The organism is Bradyrhizobium retamae, from assembly GCF_001440415.1.
Taxonomy (GTDB): domain Bacteria; phylum Pseudomonadota; class Alphaproteobacteria; order Rhizobiales; family Xanthobacteraceae; genus Bradyrhizobium; species Bradyrhizobium retamae.
Map to the genome: position 1 here is coordinate 1 of NZ_LLYA01000183.1, position 16,891 is coordinate 16,891.

Sequence of the window (16,891 nt, forward strand, 5' to 3'; positions counted from 1 at the left end):
TTGCGTGTCTTTCTTTATGGATTCCGCCGATGAAGCGTAAGGAACGCGGCGGCAAACAATTTGCATTGCGTCTCCCGCCGCCGGAGTGTCCGGCGATTGTCTTGGATCGAGGGATGATTTTTCATGACTGCAATCGAGAACACCGCGCTCGGCCGGTTGGAGAAGGAGGGGCGCCTGCTCAATGCCATATTCAAGGGCGGGACCACCAAGCAGGGCCGGTTCGGCTTTCGCGGCGATATCGCCCTAAAATTCCAGGCCCAGGTCGCGGACGAGAAGCGGCCGCCCCACTATTCGATCGAGCAGGTACTGACGGTCGTGCAGGAAGGCGAAAGGAGCATTCCGGTGCTGGCCGGCTATCTGCACTGCTTCGCTTATCTTGCTGATGTCGCAAACGTTCTTGACGGCGCGCTAAGCCCTGATGGGAGCTACTTCATGTTTTGCAACAACATAGACCTGTTGGCGAAATACCGAATCAAGCTCGGTGGTATCACCTTCAACGTGCTGCCGTGCGATGAATCCACCGTTTGGAAGGAAATGATGGACCTGGTCGGGGTCGACAAGAATGACATCAAGAAGCTCGACGCGCCCGGCAAGCTCGACTACCTGCTCGACGCAACCAAGGATCTCGATGCGTCCTATGATGAGATCTCTTACGAAGACGGGCTGAAGAGGATGGAACCCGTGAGAAACCGTAACGAGAACCGGCCGGTCTGAAGGCCGGCTTTAGCTTTAGCCAGAGGAATCCTCCTCCTCGACAAGCCGCACGCCGGTAACGCAGATATCGCCGTCCAGCACCGTCAATGCGACCGGCGTGAGACTGCTGCCCTTGCACCGGCCGTCCACACAGCGGCCGGTGCCGAGCTCGAAGGTCGAGCCGTGCTTGCCGCACATCAGCCGGATGCCGCGTGGATCGAAAAACTGGTTGCGTTCCCAGTCCAGATTGATGCCATTGTGCGGGCATTTGTTAAGATAGGCAAACACCCGCTTGCCCCAGCGCACCACGACAATGGGCCACGGCCTGTGGCTGCCGTCTTCGTCGACGATCATGAGGTGGAAGCCCATGGCGCGCTGGCTTGGAATATCGTTGAAGCCGCAGATTGCATAGGCGATATTCGGCTGCGTCCGCCGCTCGTTCATGACAAGAGAACCATCAATTGATCATCCTGCGATCAGCCTTGCAAAAATCGCGCAAAGTACCTGATCGCCTCACCTTCTTGGGAGTCCGGCGCGCGCCGTCGCCAACGAGAAGCCGCTCGATCATCGGACCAACGAGCTTGGTGGGATCAGGCACCGCTTGGCTGTTCAGGAATCGGATCGCAGCAGATCCAGACCCATCTGGCCGCGCGCGTGGTTTCTGTTATTTGCTCAGGACCTTCTCAAGATCCAGCGCGGCGCGCTTTTCAGCTGGCAGGCTGTCAAGGTTCTGCATTCGCCATTTGACGGCCGGCAAATCGCGGGCACCGGGAACGCCCCAAGCAAATCCCATTCAGCATCGCCGCGCTCAATGAAATCAGGAATTTCCGATGCCTGTCTGGCATGTTGCCGACAATCTCCGCGACAGCGTTTTGCGTACGGCCAGCGGCTCATCTCGCGAAACGGACTTGGCGGTCATCCCACGCGAGGCTTGACCGGCAACCCCGTAGTCATGCATTTGAAGATTGGCACCGTCGTTCAAGTCACAACGGAGAATCCGATTTCCAATGCGCTTGGAACCGAGTGACGGTCTCAATCACATGATACAGACGGTTCTCGGCTAAGTTAGTGCTAACCTCCGAGCGGTGACTTGGGGCAAGACGGGGTCGAGCTCTTCCTGCTCAAGGGTCTTGGCGCCCTCCTCCGCCAGATAAGTGGCGAGCGCAGCTATGCCAGAATCCGATAGGCATCGCGCTGGTGCGGCCTTTTTAGCCGGAACTTGTCCAAATTGCTTGGCGATTTCGATGCTCATGAGGTGGGGACGGATCGGACGTCCGATAGCGCGCTCGATCGTCTGAAAGATCCAGGTGCCGTCCGGATCGATGTCCGACCAGTGGAAGATCGGCGTGCATTCGGACACCATTCCTGCGATGACCCGGAGCGCCTCTTGCGTCGCGAGCGAAGGATATCCACCCACGTACATCGTTGTTCCCAGTCGCCCGGGGTCCGCCTCGGCGATGTGCCTGTTGAAGCTTGCGAAGTTTTCGACCGTCAGAACGTAGACCGGGGGCTCCCGGAAGCGGATACGATCTGCCTCCTTGGGCGTGATTCCGAGATAATGCGGAGAGATCCGGGACAGATCGGCCCCGTCGAGATCGATCCGCCCCGCGATCAGAAGCGGCGGGGCGAAACGCTCAAGCCCGATAGTCCGCAACGCTTCGCGCGGTCGCGCGCCCGGCGGAAATTCGAGGATTCCGCTAAGAAGTCGTACGACGGCGCCTTCGTTGCGTTCGAGTGTCTTGCTGTCGCCCACCGTCTTCCGGGAGAACGTCTTGTAGTCGACGTCCAGGTGCTTGTGGTCCAGAATCGCTTGGGCCAGCGCGAACACCTCGCGGAGCCTCTCGACGTCGAACGACGCGAATCCGTGCCACGTCTTCCCTCGCCCCCAGACGTCGGCGATACCCGCAGCGCTTTCCTTCAGTCCATCGTGCAGCGACAAGCCGGCGACGAGACGCCCGGCAGCATCTTCGGCGATCCGCGACGCCGGGGTGCGGCCGAGACGTCCATACAAGACGCCCGCCGACATCAGCCGCACGTGTGCGACTTGGTCCCGCCTGGCGCCGCGCCCCCAGCCGAGCGAGACCGCGCCGATCTCTTCAGCCTCCTTGATCTGTTTCAGGAAGGCGTCGGCGGCGACGACGGACGGGAAAGCGGCATAGTCGGGGTGCGCGATCGGGCTTGAGGCGCCGGCCTCGAACCGGTCGAGAAGGTCGCCTAGCAGTTCCTTTGCGTCGGTGAAACGGCGCGGCATGGCTATTCGGCGGCCAGCCGTGCGGCGAGGTCCTCGTCGGACATGAGATCCGGGTCGATGGCCATGAGCTCGCGCTTGGCCTTCACCTTCAGCGAAACGACGGTCGCCCTCGACTGCTCGCCGATGCGATCCACTTCGACGATGGTGTCCATGTGCTCGAGCACCGCAACACGCTTCTCGAACGGCGCGGCGATCACGAATTGCAGGCCGAGCTTCTTGTAGAAGGCCATCATTTGGCGCTGGTTTCTGCCGTCCATCTTGGAGAACGCCTCGTCGAACATGGCGAGCGCAAAACCCAACGGCTTGCCGGCGCGCCGCTCGGCGCTGCCGTAGACGGCGGCGAGCGAGGCCCCGATCGCCACATAGATTGGCACCTGCTGCTCGGCGCCCGATCCCGTCCCACGACGCTGCTCCCATCGAGTGGACCGGCCGGTGGCGACGTCCTCCATGTGGATCTCGAAGGTGTAGAAGTTCCGGTAGTCCTCGAACTGCGTGAAGTCCTTCTCTGGATCCTCAAGGAGCGCCTCGAGCGCGACAATGGTGTCCTTGTGCGGGAAGTCGTCGGGCACGTCGCCGCGGAAGAGCATGTCTAGCGCTTCCGGAGAGGTTTTGCCGATCTCGATGATCTTGAGGATCGGCTGGAATTCCACGACTTGTGTGCGATGGAACGAGTAGCGCTCGTTGTGGAAGGGGTGGGCCTGGAGGCTACGGTTCAGCGACTGGAGGTCCCGCTCCATCTTGCCGATCCTTGAGGTCAGGGCGTTGATGAACTCGCCGCGCAGCAGCGTCGAGGCCTTCTCGGCCGCCTCGCGCGCCTGCCGTTCGTACCTGCGCAGTTCGTTGGATTCGATGTCGTCGATCAACTGCTCCATCCAGGGCTTCACTTCCTGGAGCGGCTCGCTTTCGATGCCGACTTGAGAACTCATGCCGAAATCGTCGAAGTATCCGTCCAGGAATTCCCGCACCCGGCGCTCGATACCCTTGCGCTCCACGTCCGACGCCTCGGCATCTTTCAGGGCTTTATCTGCGATGGAACAATGCTTCTCCGCTTCGCTCTTTTGCAAACGCGTATCGAGGCGCGATCGGTAGGCGGCGCGGCCCTTCATCGCGGCGTAGAGTGAGCGATTCTTGAGGAAGATCGATTGGGCGACTCTCAAGTTGAGTTCGGAGCCGGGCACGTTTTCTCCGTCCCCGAGCTTCCCTTCGATGAGCCGCACCTCGCCATTGTGCTTGTTGAAAGCCCTCTGCTGCGTCTCCCGTTCGACGCGCCGGCGTTCTTTGAGGTCCAGCTGCGCCTCCTTCTTCTCACGAAGTCCGCCGTCGCCGGCCCCGTGCAGGGCGGATAATCTTGCCTGCGCATCAGCCTTCTCGGCCTCGGCGGCGGAGAAGGCTGCCGCACATGACTTCAGGCCGGCGCTCCCGTCGGTGCAAAGGGACCTAAGGGCCGCGAACGCGGCGTCAGCTGCTTCCGCTTCCCTCGCCTTCTGGGAAACCGCGTCCTCGAGCGCCTCCGTCTGGTCCTGCAGCGCTCGCAGCGCGTTCGCCTGAGCCGCCTTGCCGATCTTGTGCTGCGACGGATCGATCGAACGATGGGTCCGTACCAGGCCGTCGTCGTAGAGACCGTCCTTCATGATGGCCCGGCCCGGCTTGTTAAACTGTTCGAGCGTGTCGGCAAGGCGCACGGAGCCGTAGCGGCGCATGATGAACGACAGCGCGTCCGGATCCTCGGTGCGGAAGATAGAGGGAAACGTTCCGCGGTCCGGCTTAGCCCTGAACTGCTCCAGCTTGTTGAGGCTTACCAGCGAGGTGTGACGGAATTCGCGGCGACCTTCCTTGAATATCGCCGTCGCCGCGCCGATGTCCGGTCGGTCGACGAACACCGCGTCCCGGTCGCGGCCGAGAAGCGCTTCGGCAGCTCCCGCCCATTCAGGGTCCGCGACCTCGATCAACTCGCACAGCACCCGCGGCGCCATTCCCTTTTGCCGGAGTCTGAGGCACAGCCGTTCGGTATCCGGCTCGAGATGCGCGCGCGCGCCTCCGGAGGCGTGCTGACGGATGCGTTCGAGCAGATCGCCGCGTTGCGCGCGCAATTTCGACGCCTCGGCCATGATCGCCTGTCTCGCCTCGTCGACCTTGGCCGACCATGCTGGCGCCGACGACACGAACCCCTGCTCGGCCGCCGAGAGTTCGTCGGCCACGGCTCCGATTTCCGCGTTCTTGGCTGCACCGAGGAGCTTCGCGACCGAGGGAATGAATTCGTCGAAGCCGCAGCCGTACATGGCGAGCAGCGGTCGAAGCCGTTGGATGTTCTCCACCCGCCCCCTGAATTCGGAAAGGGCCCACTGCGCGGCCTGATCGGCCATTATGGCGGTCTGCGCCAATTCCTTCCGGCCCGTCCTGGCGTCATGTTCCGCGATCGCTGTCGTCAGGCGTTCGATCTCCCTGTCGATGGCCTTGACGTCCTCGTCGATGAAGGCGAGCTCGGCCGTCGCCGCGGCCCGCTGCGCGGTCTCGTCGCGCAGCCTGGCCCGCAGGTCGCGATTGGTCGCCCTGGCCGCCAGCCAGTTGGCGCGCCTGGCGATCCATTCCTCGCGGAATTTCGTCTCAAGAGTCCTCTCCAGGCCCGCCAAGATTGCGCGCAGCGCCTTCAGGGCGTCGAGCTTCTCCCGCATCCTCCGGATTGTCTCGCTGATGTTGCGGTAGGTCTGGATCGACTCGCGCAGTTCCTTGATGCCGATCCGACTGTCTTCCAGGATGTAGTCCCGGACGAACTGGGTGGCGGTCTGGTTATGGTCGAGGGTCATCGCGTTCACGATGGACTTCTGCAGCCCGCTGGCGTTCTGCTCGCCGTAGGGCGCGTGCGGCACCAGATGGCGCATGTATTCGCGCACGTAGTCGCCGGCCCGGTCCCGGTGATTGACGAAATTCTGCTCGCCCACCGCCGCGACGATCCGGGCGCGGACGTCCTCCCATTGCGCGGGGAACTGCTGCGCCCCTTTGCGCTCGATGAAGTCCTTGGCCGTCAAGACCGTGCCGACGGCGACGAAGAGCGCGAGGACCGTCTCCTTGCTGTCGGACTTCCGCGCCTCGAGAGCCATGCCGATCGTAACCGACGGCCGCTCGCGCTCGGTATCCTCGAATCCGAGCGCGATGTAGGTGCGGGCCTCGTCCCGCCGGCGCTGGTCCTCGCCGAGCGTACCGAGGCAGTAGTCGACGACGCTGCGCTTGGATCCGCTGCGGGACTTTCCGCTATCGCCCGCCACCGCGTTCAGGCGCAGGAAGCGCCGGTTGCCGCCGGTGAGAACGACCTGGGCCATGTCCAGGATGGTCGACTTGCCCGACCTGTTCTCGCCCAGCACGCCGATGTGGCCGGCGACCGCGATGTCGGCAACGTCGAACAGGTGCCAGTTCACCAAGGCAAGGTGCCGCAATTCCATCATGCCTCGTCTCCGGCGTCCCGCGGAAAGCGGGCCTCCTCGCTGCGGACGTAGCGCTCGAGCCTCTGCAGGGCGTCGCCGCCGCTGATGAGCTTGATCATCGGCCGGATCCGGACCTCGCAGTCCTGCTGCTCGTTGTCGAAGTCTCCGATCTCGACCAAGCTGCGCTGAGCGGCCTCCTTGAGAATGTCGCGGAAGCGCTGACTTGAGAAGGCGCTGCCCCCGTTGGGCTGCACCATCTCCCGATAGCGATCGAACAGGTCGTTGAGGGTGGTGACGACGACCGCCCGGTCTTCCATCGCGCCCGCGTTGATCTCCTGCTGCCAATAGGCGGCGAGGACGAGCATCACGATGGTTTCGTCCAATTTCATCCGCGGCAGCGGCACGTTGTCGTCCATGGCGACGATGCCGGCCCATTGGGCTTCCGGATCGCGATGGATGCGGTAGCCGCAGGTGTCGAAAAAGCCGTCGACCGCGTCGCGGAAGCGCCCGTCCATGATCGTATTGTAGACGATGCCGGTCCGGGGGTCGCCTGCGAACACGAACTGGCGGCGCAGCAGGAAGTGCAGCGCTTTGCGCAGATCGGCTGCCTTGTCGGCGCCTGCCGAGCGCTCGATGTTCTCGAATTCGCTAAGCATGCGCTACTCCCTTGCGGAGGCCGCCGCGACGGATCACGAAATTGGCGCATCTGAGCCATTCGCTGTCGTGCGGCGGAGTATCGGGCGATGGCTGCAGATCGAAGCCGCCGGCGACCTGCGGTGGCACATCGCCCGTCAGGGCGTACCGCCGGGCGGAGTCGAACGCGAGGAAGTCGTCGACCGTCTCGATTTCGACGAAACGCGCTTCCTTAGTCCCGAACGGTGGGACCTGCCCTTCGAGGAACTTGCGGACGTCCTCCGGACGAGGCGCGATGCGCGCGATGTACTCGAGCCGGAGTTGCTTCCGCAGTTCGTAGAGCGGGTCGGATGGTGGCGCCGAGAGCTCCCTTGCTTCGACGGGCCGGCGGGGCTGTCGGGTCGGCGCCTGATGGTGCTCCGACCAGGGGGAGGCCAGCGGCTCGACGCTCCATTCAACGGTCGCCTGGTCGTGGCGTCCGTCCCGCAGCAGGGCGTCGAGGCGGCGGACCAGGTCGCCGGCGCGGCCGACCAGACCTTGTGCGCCGCGCTCGGCGTACTTGATGGTATTACGAACGCGCGCTTCGAGTTGTCGCCGGAACGTTTCGATACGCTCGAACATCTCGCCGATCTGCTCGAAGATGTTCTCGATCGCCAGCAGGTCGTCGGCGGCGGCCGTATGGCCGTCTTCGACATCTGACGCCATGCTGGCCGCCGCGTATTCCTCTGCGAGCACCTGCATCGTGTCCGGAGTGTAGGAGATTCTGCGCGCCAGGTCGACGATGGCGTCGCGGAAACGGTAGGGATGGTTCACCGTCAGGATGGACTGGAAGTCCTTCAGCAGGAGCTGATCGACGAACTCCTCGAAGAAAGCCTCCAGGCGGGTACCGACCGTCTTCGACTCCATGACCGTCCGCCTGATCCGCTTGAGGTCGGCGAGGATCGCCCGAAGGCTCTTGGTGAACTGGTCGGCCTGGTTGCGCGCCTCACGCACCGCGAGCGCGGCTTCGCGCTGCTTGCGATCGGTCACCTCGGGCGTGAGCTTCTCCACCGCCTCGAGGTTCAGACGAATCTGGACGATCAGGCCGCCGAATCTTTGGGAGAGGTCCTTGTTCAGGCTCGCCAGTCGCTGGATCACCAGCAAGGGTCCCATCGCCATGTCGACGGTGACCCGCAGGCCGTATTCCTCTTCCTCGAGCCAGCCCCAATCGACCAGGCGCGAGTAGAGTTGTCGGGCCAAGCCGAGCGCCTTGTCGCCTTTCTCGGATGCGAAAGCGAGGTCGGCTTTACGGATCCGGCGGCGGCCCGCCGAGATCACGTCCGGCAGCCCGCCGTCGCCCTCGTTCCACAGCGAAGGATTGGCGCGCATGACATCGTAGATGGCGTGCACGACCCGCCGCGGCGTCGGGAATGCCGGGGCCCCCGTGAAGAAGCGTTCGTGCAGATCCAGCAGGCAGGCCGCGTAAAGGTGCTTGTGGTCCCTCGAAAACACCAGGAACGCGTCGTCGTGCAAATGGCGGAACAAGGACAATGGATGTTGCTCCCTGGACCGCCTTCATCCCGGAGGATGGATCAAGCCGGTCTCAAACTCATGACCTGCCGAGAGAATATTTCCACTTGAGACGTATCGCGGGAAAGGCGCAACCCAAGACGTTATGTTCATAGTATGTTCTTGAATAATCTCGGCACTTGGTGAATGTGGTAAATTGTTAGGGCAGCGCGTCGATTATCGTTTCTATCGGAAGATAGAAAGTTCTTGAACCGATGGGGCTTTCAATGAATTCGGCCCCTTTCCAAAAGGCTGCTGCTTTATCGTCGATGGCATGCACGAGGATTGCGCGAATTCCTATCGTTTCCGAGGCGTGCACAATCTGATGGAGCGCGTGTTGGAGGAGGTCCAATCCAATGCCCTTCCCCTTATAGGGAAGATCCCGGGCTAAGCGCCCGATAATAGCGACGGGGACCTGGTTCGGCAGCCCATGTCGCTTAATTGGCTTGGGGATCGCCGCCCGCTCAACACTCCCCGAGGCTATACAATAGTATCCAATGACCACGTTATCTTCGCACATCACATAAGTGCGCGCGGTCTTGCCCTCGCTATCAAGAGCACGATTCTTCAACCAATCGTCCAACGCTTCATTGCCGCTGTGAAAGCGGCTGAAGTCGTGCGTAGGCTTCAGGAGCGTGGGAGCTATCAAACCCCCACGCTTCCCGGGATGCTCTATTACTTCTGCCAAAGCGGCTTACGCTTCATTAGTGCCTTGAGCTTTGCGCCTGCGGGAGGCGGGTTATCCAAGGCGGCTATAAAAGCGTCGTGCTTCTCTGGCTCAAGGACGAACAGCCTTTGGTCCAATAGAACATCGATCGCATGCTGACGCGCGCTATCAAGCATGAACTCACTGAGCGATTTACCAACGGCCACAGCCGCAGTATCGATTAGATGCTTAACTTGGACAGTCGCGCGGATATGTATATTGGTTTCGCTTCGGACGCGCCGCGTCTTTGTACGCGCCCTCGGACGCTCTAACACTGCTGCGTGTTCCATTGCGAACTCTCCCACGGTCTAACAACATCAACTTTTAATTTCGCAACTTTCATCGCCTTCTATATTGCATGTGTGTACACAACGTCAACACAGTTCATGAGTTCCAACAAAATAGCCAGCTGACTCGAAATTGCCGAAATCGGTCCTATATTAATGTAGTGGACCGCCCGAAACGCCCCAGAGATCCAAACCAGCTCGCCAAGGCCGATAATTGATATCGCCCGGCCAGCGGGGCCTTCTAGGCGGCCTTCAGCGAAAAGCCGCTGCGCTTAAGGCTATTCGAGCCCGCTGGTCTTCTTCGTAACTCCGCCGGCTTGCGGAACTTCTTGGCCGTGGCATCCAGCTTTGCTTCCTTTCCCCTGCGGGTTCCGTGTCGCGAATACCGAGCGTAACGCGATTGCTGTAAGGGAAGTCATAGCCTTAATTCCGATAAACGTGTTTTATGCAGTTCGACGCATAATTTCCATTTATGCGCCATTTGCTATATTGCGCTTTTATCGGATTTAGCACATACTTAGGTCGGAGTAACATGACCGACCTTGCCCGCACACCGAACCAGATCGGCAACCTGATCCGCCGCACCCGTAAGAAACGGGGGCTCAGCCAGTCGCAGGTCGGCGTGCGCGCGGGCCTGCGCCAGGAGACAATCTCGCTCATCGAAACTGGCCATCCGGCAGCCAAGCTCGACACCATCCTTGCGGTACTCGCGGCCCTGGACCTTGAGTTCCGGATCGTCCCTCGCACCAAAGGCACAGCCGCCGACCTTGAGGACATTTTCTGATGCCCCGGCGTCGCCGCCATGAGCCGCTGCGCGTGCTTCTCAACAACCGCCTCGTCGGCCGCCTGAGCAAGGCGGCGACTGGCGCTATTGAATTCCGGTATGAGGCTGACTGGCTCGGATGGGACCATGCCCTGCCCGTCTCGCTCTCGCTGCCGCTGCGGGAGGATGCCTTCCGCGGCGCAGCCATCACGGCCGTCTTCGACAATCTGCTCCCCGACTCCGACGCGCTCCGTCGCCGGGTAGCGCAAAGGGTCGGCGCCGCCGGGACCGACGCCTACAGCCTGCTCGCTGCTATCGGCAGGGACTGCGTCGGTGCCCTGCAATTCGTCGCCGACGATGATGATCATCATGGCGATGGTCGCACCATCGCCGGCGATGCCGTCGATGACGAAGCGATTGAAAAGCTCCTCAACGGGCTTGCCCAGACTCCGCTCGGGCTTACGCGCGACGATCATTTCCGGATTTCCGTGGCAGGAGCGCAGGAGAAAACGGCGCTGCTGCGGCACGGCGGCAAGTGGCTCAAGCCGCACGGCACCACGCCGACGACCCATATTTTCAAGACGCAGATCGGGGAGCTGCCCAACGGCATCGACCTTTCGAACAGCGTCGAGAATGAATACTACTGCCTGAGACTTGCTGCCGCCTCCGGCGTGCCGGTGAACCATGCCGAGATTGCGACTTTCGGTAAGACCACGGCGCTCGTCATCGAGCGCTTCGACCGGCGGTGGACGAAGGATGGCCGCCTGCTCCGCCTGCCGCAGGAGGACTGCTGTCAGGCCCTGTCGGTCCCGCCGACGCGCAAATACCAGAGCGATGGCGGTCCCGGCATGGTGAAGCTTCTTGATCTGCTCAAAGGCAGCGACACGCCCGCTGATGATCAGGCGACGCTGCTCAGAGCGCAAATCTTCTTTTGGCTGATTGGCGCAACCGATGGCCATGCGAAGAATTTCAGCATCTTCATCACGCCCGGCGGCCGCTACCATCTGACACCGCTTTACGACGTGCTCACGGCACAGCCGAGTCTGGACACCGGTCAGATTCAGCGCAAGCAGATGAAGCTCGCAATGTCGGTAGGGACAAACAATCACTACAGGATTGCCGAAGTAGACGGCCGGCATTTCTTGCAGACAGGCGAAGCGGCGGGCGTACCGAAAAAGCTCGTTCAGGAATCAATCGAACGTGTCGCCTCTACCGCTGAAGCTGCGCTCGGCAGAATCGAAAGCGAGCTGCCAAAGGGCTTTCCCGAGGCAATCCATAATTCGGTAAAAACTGCGGCTATGCAGCGCCTGAGTTCATTGAAAGTGCACTAGCAGAAAGATTACGGTTGCTGCCGGATGGCAAACTGCATTTGCGCCGTATGGCGCTTGCGTCCGCACCGGCCGCCGTTGACCAGCACGCACGAAGTGGTCGCCGAAGCGAAGACCTGCTGGATTGGATTCTGCGGCACCGGGCGGAATAGCGCCCCCTGGGTGCCTGCGCCGCTAACTCCTCAGAACAGCTTGGCATTCAACCCGAATAGCTAGAGAGAGGCTTATCAAGCAAGCCTAGTTATGCGAACTTTTGATGGCCCAGATGAAGACGCCCCCTGGGCACCGCACCCCGCGAATGGGAGCGCGTCAGATCTACGAAGCGCTTAGGGATCGGATCCTGCGGCGCGTGTACCGCGCCGATGGCCTGCTGCCGTCGTCCCGCGCCCTCGCCGGCGAACTCGGCGTATCACGCGGTACGGTGACGATCGCGTATGAGCAACTCGCGGCGGAAGGCTTCATCGAGATCCGCCATGGCGCACGGCCGCGCGTTTCACAAGCTGTTGTCGAGAGGGGGCGCGTGCCCACGACGTCGCGGCCGTCGTCACGGAAGGTGCAACTGTCGGGCTACGGCGAGCGTTGAGACAGGTCGCGCCGCGCTCGGAGGAGCAACCTCGCAACCTCCTCGCAAATTTTCGGTATGGTGACCTCTCACCTTCGGATTTCCCCGTGCTCGCGTGGAAAAGAGCCGCGGTCGCTGCAATGCCACGGCGGCCCGCGAGATTGGCCTACAACGATCCTTGCGGCTCTCGGCGGCTGCGGATGGCGCTGCAGGCCTATCTCTGGCGTTCGAGGACCGTGCGATGCGAAGTCGATCAAATCATCATCGTGAACGGTTCGCAGCAAGGGCTCGACTTGTGTGCGCGACTGCTGCTCAACTCCGGCGATCGGTTCGTCATGGAAGACCCTGGCTACCTGATGGCAAGGCACGTCTTCTCGGCCACCGGGGCTGCCGCGGTGCCGATTCCGGTCGACGTCGACGGACTGGACACGGAGCGGCTTGCAAACGTCCAAGCGCGGCTCGCGTACGTAACGCCGTCGCATCAATTTCCGCTGGGCGGCGTCATGCCGATCGCGCGTCGGCACCAGTTGCTCGCCTGGGCAAGGAAGTTCGACGCCTACGTAAACGTCCGAAGCAGCGTTGATCGAGGCTGCTCGCGTCAAGGGCGTGGGCATCTATCCGGTCGCCCCCTCTTCAATCATCGTCATCCTGGCCGCCGGCATCAGCCGGACGTTATCGGGCTTGTCATGGGTTACGCCGCACTGGAGGCGCGCCAGATCGAGCGCGGCTGTCAGCTTCTGGCTCAAGCGGTCGATCAGCTTCGTTCGCGGCGATTGTCCTAGTCGCTTGCCCCTCCAACTGGACCATCAAAATCAGTGATAACTGGCAGTTCTAACTGTACCAGGCTCGGTCTATCTCAGAACGAGAACGGAGAACCGCCATGTATGTGCCCCCCGCCTTTAGAGATGACGAGGTCGAAAGCATCCGCGCGACCATTTGCTCCGCCGGCCTCGCCAACCTGGTCACGGCCACCGCGGACGGACCGATTGCGACACCCTTGCCGCTCTTCCTCGATGAGACCGAAGGAGAGCACGGAGTGCTGTACGGGCACTTGGCGAAGGCCAATCCACAATGGCGTTCGGCTCCGACCGGCGAAGCTCTGGCGATCTTCATGGGTCCGGAAGCCTACGTGACACCCTCATGGTACGCCACCAAGCAAGAAACCGGGAAGGTGGTGCCGACATGGAATTACATCGCCGTCCACGCGTACGGGCCGGTTGAGTTCTTCAAGGAGCCCGAACGTCTGCTCGAGGTGGTCACGCGCCTAACGAACTCGTTCGCGACAGCGGAATGAAGTTATTGAGGATTGCCAACATCCGATCCCATAGTGGCAGCAGACATTATGAACCATCCGAACCGGCATTTTCGCAGAATTCAGATGCTTGCGGCCGACGACGCATGATTCTACCCGGGGACGGCGACTCGGAGCCAGCAAGCTGGTGGGAATGGCCGAGCAGGATGACCGACTTCGCGGGAGCAGTCACTGGTGAAGGTCACCGAACATTCCCGAAGGCCAGCTTGCCGGAGCCGGGACTATTACGACGCCCATCCGCGGCAGGGCCCTGCAATGCCAACCATTTTGTGATGCTGTCGCGGCGCATAGCGTCCCATCCTATGAACGACGCGCTGGCTCCGGCCGATCTCATTTCGATGGGAGCAGGATTTGAACTACCGTCCGTCGACCGGCCCTTCATGCTGCTGTCAGAGCGGACTACTTTGTCACGCATCTTGCAGACGACGGCCGCCCGCTTCGACCACTAATCAACCAAGTCCTTCGCGCCGGTCGGCGCGAAGGGCTCTATCCCCGAGCGCAGCACATGGAGAGTCCCTTCAGCGAGGCTTCGCCGTCCAACTCCCGCTCGCCTGCGGGAAAGGCGGACAGAGGCGGTGTCAAGCGGCTTCCGTTGCGGCGGGCTGGTGGGTCTGGCAGTTGGTCGGACAAACCCGGGCGCAGGCGCCGCAGCCGATACAAGCGCCCTGGTCATTCATCACCATAATCTTCTTTTCGATCTCACCGTCTTCGTCATCGTCGAGATCGACAAGATCGCCCTCCTCATTGATCCCCTTCAACGTCATGACGTCGAGACCGCAGACCTTGAAACAGCGGCCACAACCGATGCACTTCTTGGGATCAATTGAGATCAGGTAGTTCGGCGTCCAGTCGCGGCCGTCGCGCGTTGCAAATGACATGATCGGATACCCTTTTTAGGCCTTTTCCAGCGCCTTGAGATCCTCGCGCTTGCGCTCGAGTTCGGCAAAGGCATCGTGCGCCTTCTGCGCCACCGCCATGATCGAGGTCCAGTTGATGGGAAGTTCCTCCGACAAATCGTGCAGATCCATCTTCGCCTTCGTTGCCTTGACCGACAGCTTTCTTATTTCCGCTTTCAGCATTTCAAGGTCGCTCATGAGCTGCTCTCAATAGTTGGCCACGTCGGGAAATTTCCGGGTCATCTCGATGCCGCCTTCGACGTATTTGTCACCCTCGGCGGCGAGCTTTGCGAGATTGTCGAAGCCGAAGCGATGCACATCGCGCAGCTGCTTGTTCACCACGATCAGCCGGCCGCCGATCAGCACCATGCGGCCAAAGCCTTCGTGGTGCATCTTCAGCATCGGCTGGATCATCACACCGGTCGTTTTCTCGATCGAGAGCGCGACCGCATTGAAGAACAGCTCCAGCCGCCAGACCGTATCCGGATCGGGATCGCCGACGATCGGCAGCGCGCGCCGTTTCTCCTTGTCCAGAATATAGGGTTCGAGGAGATCGAGATCGCTCTTGCCGTCCCAGGCGCCATGGACGTCCTGGGCGCGCCAGATCTTGATCAGTTCCCTCACGAATGGCGCATCGAGCGCGCGATCGGTTTGCACGATATCCGCGGCTTCAGTCATGTCGTCCTCATTCTTCGAAATCGAGCGTGCGCTCCTGGTCCTTTGCCAGCGCCTTGCGCAGCCAGGGTGGCGGCGTACCCTTCAGCACGTGCTGAAGCTTCTCGACCAGCACCAGGATGTTCTCGGGCTTGTTCACCTTGATGGGATGTATATTGTTCGCCACTACCCGCGCGGCACCGGAGCCGCCGATCGCAGCGACATAGAGAATGGCGCAATCCTTGATTGCCTCGATCTTGGGCGCGAGCTTGTCCTCGTTGCCGTCTTCCTTGAGATCGCCGTAGAACTGAACCGCCTTCAGAAATACGTGCCCGCCCGGCCCAACATCATAGATCGCGATGTACTTGGCCCAGCCAAAATGCGCATCGACGCGCCTCAAGTCTTGGGTAGCGAATGCGACCTTCATGCAATCGACCCCTCTGTTGCGTCGATGAAGCTACGGCGGCCGGGCTTTAAGGGCCGTCTCGAGGTCCGCCAGCAATCGGGCGTCGGCTGATGATTTTCCTCGCGGTCGGCGATCACGAGATTGGCGATATTGAAGATCACATCGCGCGTGCCGCGATAGCCGACGGATAGCTGGTGTCCCGCGCCGATCCGATCGAACATCGGAAATCCCGCGCGATAAAACGGAATCTTCAACCGCGCCGCCGCTTGGCGGCCATGCGAATGCGTAATCAGCAGATCGCAATTCCTCGTCCTAGCAAGCTCTTCCAGATCCTCGAGATCGCCGATCAGCACCTCCTTGGTCCCGATCCGCTCCAGCACCGGCGACTGCGTGGTCGTCACGGCCGCCGTCACCTGCGCGCCCATCTCGTGAAGCATGCTGGACAGGTCGAACAGGAGGTCAGGCTCGGCACCGATCGCGAGCTTGCGGCCGCCGACATGGAAATGCGCGTCCAGCATCGCATCGCTGAGCTGGCCGCGCTGGCGCCGATATTTTGCTGGCACAGGGCGGCCACTGATGTCGCTCAGGAAAGCGATGAATTCATCGTTGGGGATGAGGCCGCACAGCCGCTCGAACAAGCGAAACGGCACCCCAGACTTGGCCTGCATGGCTTCTGCCGCCCGCCGCATCTGCGCACCGATGGCAATGGTCCAGCTGGACCGGCCCATGCCCGCGACTTCGTCAACCCCGATGCCACCAATGGTCGTTGGCGTAAACTCGTCCGGGATATGCCCGTCCAGCGATCCCGCGAGATCAGGCAGGAAGGATGGCTTCAGGCCGAAATCCTCCAGGATCGTCCTAAGTTCGTCGAGGTCACCCGGCGTCAGGTGACATCCGGGGAGGACATTCACCCGCGCGGGATCACGCTCCGCCCCGACCGCCGGCGCCTCCACCAGTACCTCGACCATGCATGCCACTGTCTTTCCCCACCCGTCCTGGAAGGCGTCCTTGAAATCGGGCGTGGAGACAAAGACAAGAGGAAATTTGGCAAGCTGCGGATGCTGCTCGCGGATCAGCTTGATGTAGCCGTCGACGTCATCGCCATTGGTTTCGGTCACTCCGGTCGAACAGATCCCGATGATCTCCGGCTTGGCACGATTGTATATGTTGAGGATAGCCTGCTCGACATTATCATAACCGCCGAGCACGGTCGCCACTTCGCTCATCGCAGTCGTCTGCAGCGGCACCGCCTCCTTGAAATGCCGCACGAACAGCGTGAGCCCGAAGGATGTGCACCCTTGCGAGCCGTGCAGAAGCGGCATCGCCCCACGCAGGCCCATGAAGGCGAATGCGCCGCCAATCGGCTGACTCATCTTCAGCGGGTTGACCGCGCAGGCCTTCTTCGGCGTGGTGACGATGGCCATGACGCCGTC

Annotated in this window: 16 protein-coding genes and 2 pseudogenes; 6 read left to right on the forward strand and 12 right to left on the reverse strand. The window is 61.5% G+C overall.

Annotation, left to right across the window (positions count from 1 at the left end):
- Nucleotides 1-123: 123 nt before the first annotated feature.
- Complete coding sequence (locus CQ13_RS30840; protein ID WP_057846593.1) at nucleotides 124-714, forward strand: hypothetical protein; 591 nt, start codon at nucleotides 124-126, stop codon at nucleotides 712-714.
- Between the two features lie 15 nt (nucleotides 715-729).
- On the opposite strand, the gene CQ13_RS30845 is transcribed toward CQ13_RS30840, so the two are convergent.
- The gene (locus tag CQ13_RS30845) at nucleotides 730-1,137 is read right to left on the reverse strand and encodes a Rieske (2Fe-2S) protein (RefSeq protein ID WP_057846594.1); all 408 of its coding nucleotides are present in this window, start codon (nucleotides 1,135-1,137) and stop codon (nucleotides 730-732) included.
- A 157-nt stretch (nucleotides 1,138-1,294) separates the two neighbouring features.
- Between CQ13_RS30845 and CQ13_RS43585 the strand changes: the two genes are divergently transcribed.
- On the forward strand, nucleotides 1,295-1,720 hold the full coding sequence (locus tag CQ13_RS43585; protein WP_156434001.1) for a hypothetical protein: 426 nt from the start codon (nucleotides 1,295-1,297) through the stop codon (nucleotides 1,718-1,720).
- Nucleotides 1,721-1,753: 33 nt separating this feature from the next.
- Here CQ13_RS43585 and CQ13_RS30850 read toward each other — a convergent pair whose 3' ends face one another.
- The 6 genes from CQ13_RS30850 to CQ13_RS30875 form a co-directional block, all read right to left on the reverse strand.
- Complete coding sequence (locus CQ13_RS30850; RefSeq protein WP_057846595.1) at nucleotides 1,754-2,944, reverse strand: Wadjet anti-phage system protein JetD domain-containing protein; 1,191 nt, start codon at nucleotides 2,942-2,944, stop codon at nucleotides 1,754-1,756.
- 2 nt (nucleotides 2,945-2,946) lie between these two features.
- Complete coding sequence (locus CQ13_RS30855; protein WP_057846596.1) at nucleotides 2,947-6,384, reverse strand: SbcC/MukB-like Walker B domain-containing protein; 3,438 nt, start codon at nucleotides 6,382-6,384, stop codon at nucleotides 2,947-2,949.
- Nucleotides 6,381-7,019, reverse strand: a complete 639-nt coding sequence (locus tag CQ13_RS30860; protein WP_057846597.1) for a DUF4194 domain-containing protein — start codon at nucleotides 7,017-7,019, stop codon at nucleotides 6,381-6,383. The genes CQ13_RS30855 and CQ13_RS30860 overlap by 4 nt, the downstream gene beginning before the upstream one ends.
- Nucleotides 7,012-8,508 (reverse strand): Wadjet anti-phage system protein JetA family protein, encoded by a 1,497-nt coding sequence (locus CQ13_RS30865; RefSeq protein WP_245309426.1) that lies wholly within the window; start codon nucleotides 8,506-8,508, stop codon nucleotides 7,012-7,014. The genes CQ13_RS30860 and CQ13_RS30865 overlap by 8 nt, the downstream gene beginning before the upstream one ends.
- A 196-nt stretch (nucleotides 8,509-8,704) precedes the next feature.
- The gene (locus CQ13_RS30870; protein ID WP_063800192.1) at nucleotides 8,705-9,232 is read right to left on the reverse strand and encodes a GNAT family N-acetyltransferase; all 528 of its coding nucleotides are present in this window, start codon (nucleotides 9,230-9,232) and stop codon (nucleotides 8,705-8,707) included.
- Entirely contained in the window at nucleotides 9,220-9,540 is a 321-nt protein-coding gene (locus CQ13_RS30875; protein ID WP_057846600.1) for a type II toxin-antitoxin system TacA family antitoxin, read from the reverse strand. Before CQ13_RS30875 ends, CQ13_RS30870 begins: the two co-directional genes overlap by 13 nt.
- A gap of 529 nt (nucleotides 9,541-10,069) precedes the next feature.
- Between CQ13_RS30875 and CQ13_RS30880 the strand changes: the two genes are divergently transcribed.
- The 4 genes and pseudogenes from CQ13_RS30880 to CQ13_RS30895 all read left to right on the forward strand — a co-directional run.
- Entirely contained in the window at nucleotides 10,070-10,321 is a 252-nt protein-coding gene (locus tag CQ13_RS30880) for a helix-turn-helix domain-containing protein (protein ID WP_057846601.1), read from the forward strand.
- Nucleotides 10,321-11,631, forward strand: a complete 1,311-nt coding sequence (locus CQ13_RS30885) for a type II toxin-antitoxin system HipA family toxin (RefSeq protein ID WP_057846602.1) — start codon at nucleotides 10,321-10,323, stop codon at nucleotides 11,629-11,631. The genes CQ13_RS30880 and CQ13_RS30885 overlap by 1 nt, the downstream gene beginning before the upstream one ends.
- 253 nt (nucleotides 11,632-11,884) lie before the next feature.
- Nucleotides 11,885-12,753, forward strand: a pseudogene (locus tag CQ13_RS47305) (aminotransferase-like domain-containing protein); the annotation flags it as partial.
- A gap of 317 nt (nucleotides 12,754-13,070) precedes the next feature.
- A pseudogene (locus tag CQ13_RS30895) lies at nucleotides 13,071-13,463 on the forward strand (FMN-binding negative transcriptional regulator); the annotation flags it as partial.
- A 617-nt stretch (nucleotides 13,464-14,080) separates the two neighbouring features.
- Here CQ13_RS30895 and fdxB read toward each other — a convergent pair.
- The 5 genes from fdxB to nifN are packed head-to-tail and all read right to left on the reverse strand — an operon-like array spanning nucleotide 14,081 to nucleotide 16,882.
- Nucleotides 14,081-14,380, reverse strand: coding sequence for a ferredoxin III, nif-specific (gene fdxB, locus CQ13_RS30900; RefSeq protein WP_057846603.1), 300 nt, complete (start codon nucleotides 14,378-14,380; stop codon nucleotides 14,081-14,083).
- A 15-nt stretch (nucleotides 14,381-14,395) separates the two neighbouring features.
- The gene (locus CQ13_RS30905) at nucleotides 14,396-14,596 is read right to left on the reverse strand and encodes a CCE_0567 family metalloprotein (protein ID WP_057846604.1); all 201 of its coding nucleotides are present in this window, start codon (nucleotides 14,594-14,596) and stop codon (nucleotides 14,396-14,398) included.
- A 9-nt stretch (nucleotides 14,597-14,605) separates the two neighbouring features.
- The gene (locus CQ13_RS30910; protein ID WP_057846605.1) at nucleotides 14,606-15,076 is read right to left on the reverse strand and encodes a NifX-associated nitrogen fixation protein; all 471 of its coding nucleotides are present in this window, start codon (nucleotides 15,074-15,076) and stop codon (nucleotides 14,606-14,608) included.
- 7 nt (nucleotides 15,077-15,083) lie between these two features.
- Complete coding sequence (gene nifX, locus CQ13_RS30915) at nucleotides 15,084-15,479, reverse strand: nitrogen fixation protein NifX (protein ID WP_057846606.1); 396 nt, start codon at nucleotides 15,477-15,479, stop codon at nucleotides 15,084-15,086.
- Nucleotides 15,476-16,882, reverse strand: a complete 1,407-nt coding sequence (nifN, locus tag CQ13_RS30920; protein ID WP_057846607.1) for a nitrogenase iron-molybdenum cofactor biosynthesis protein NifN — start codon at nucleotides 16,880-16,882, stop codon at nucleotides 15,476-15,478. The genes nifX and nifN overlap by 4 nt, the downstream gene beginning before the upstream one ends.
- Nucleotides 16,883-16,891 lie beyond the last annotated feature (9 nt).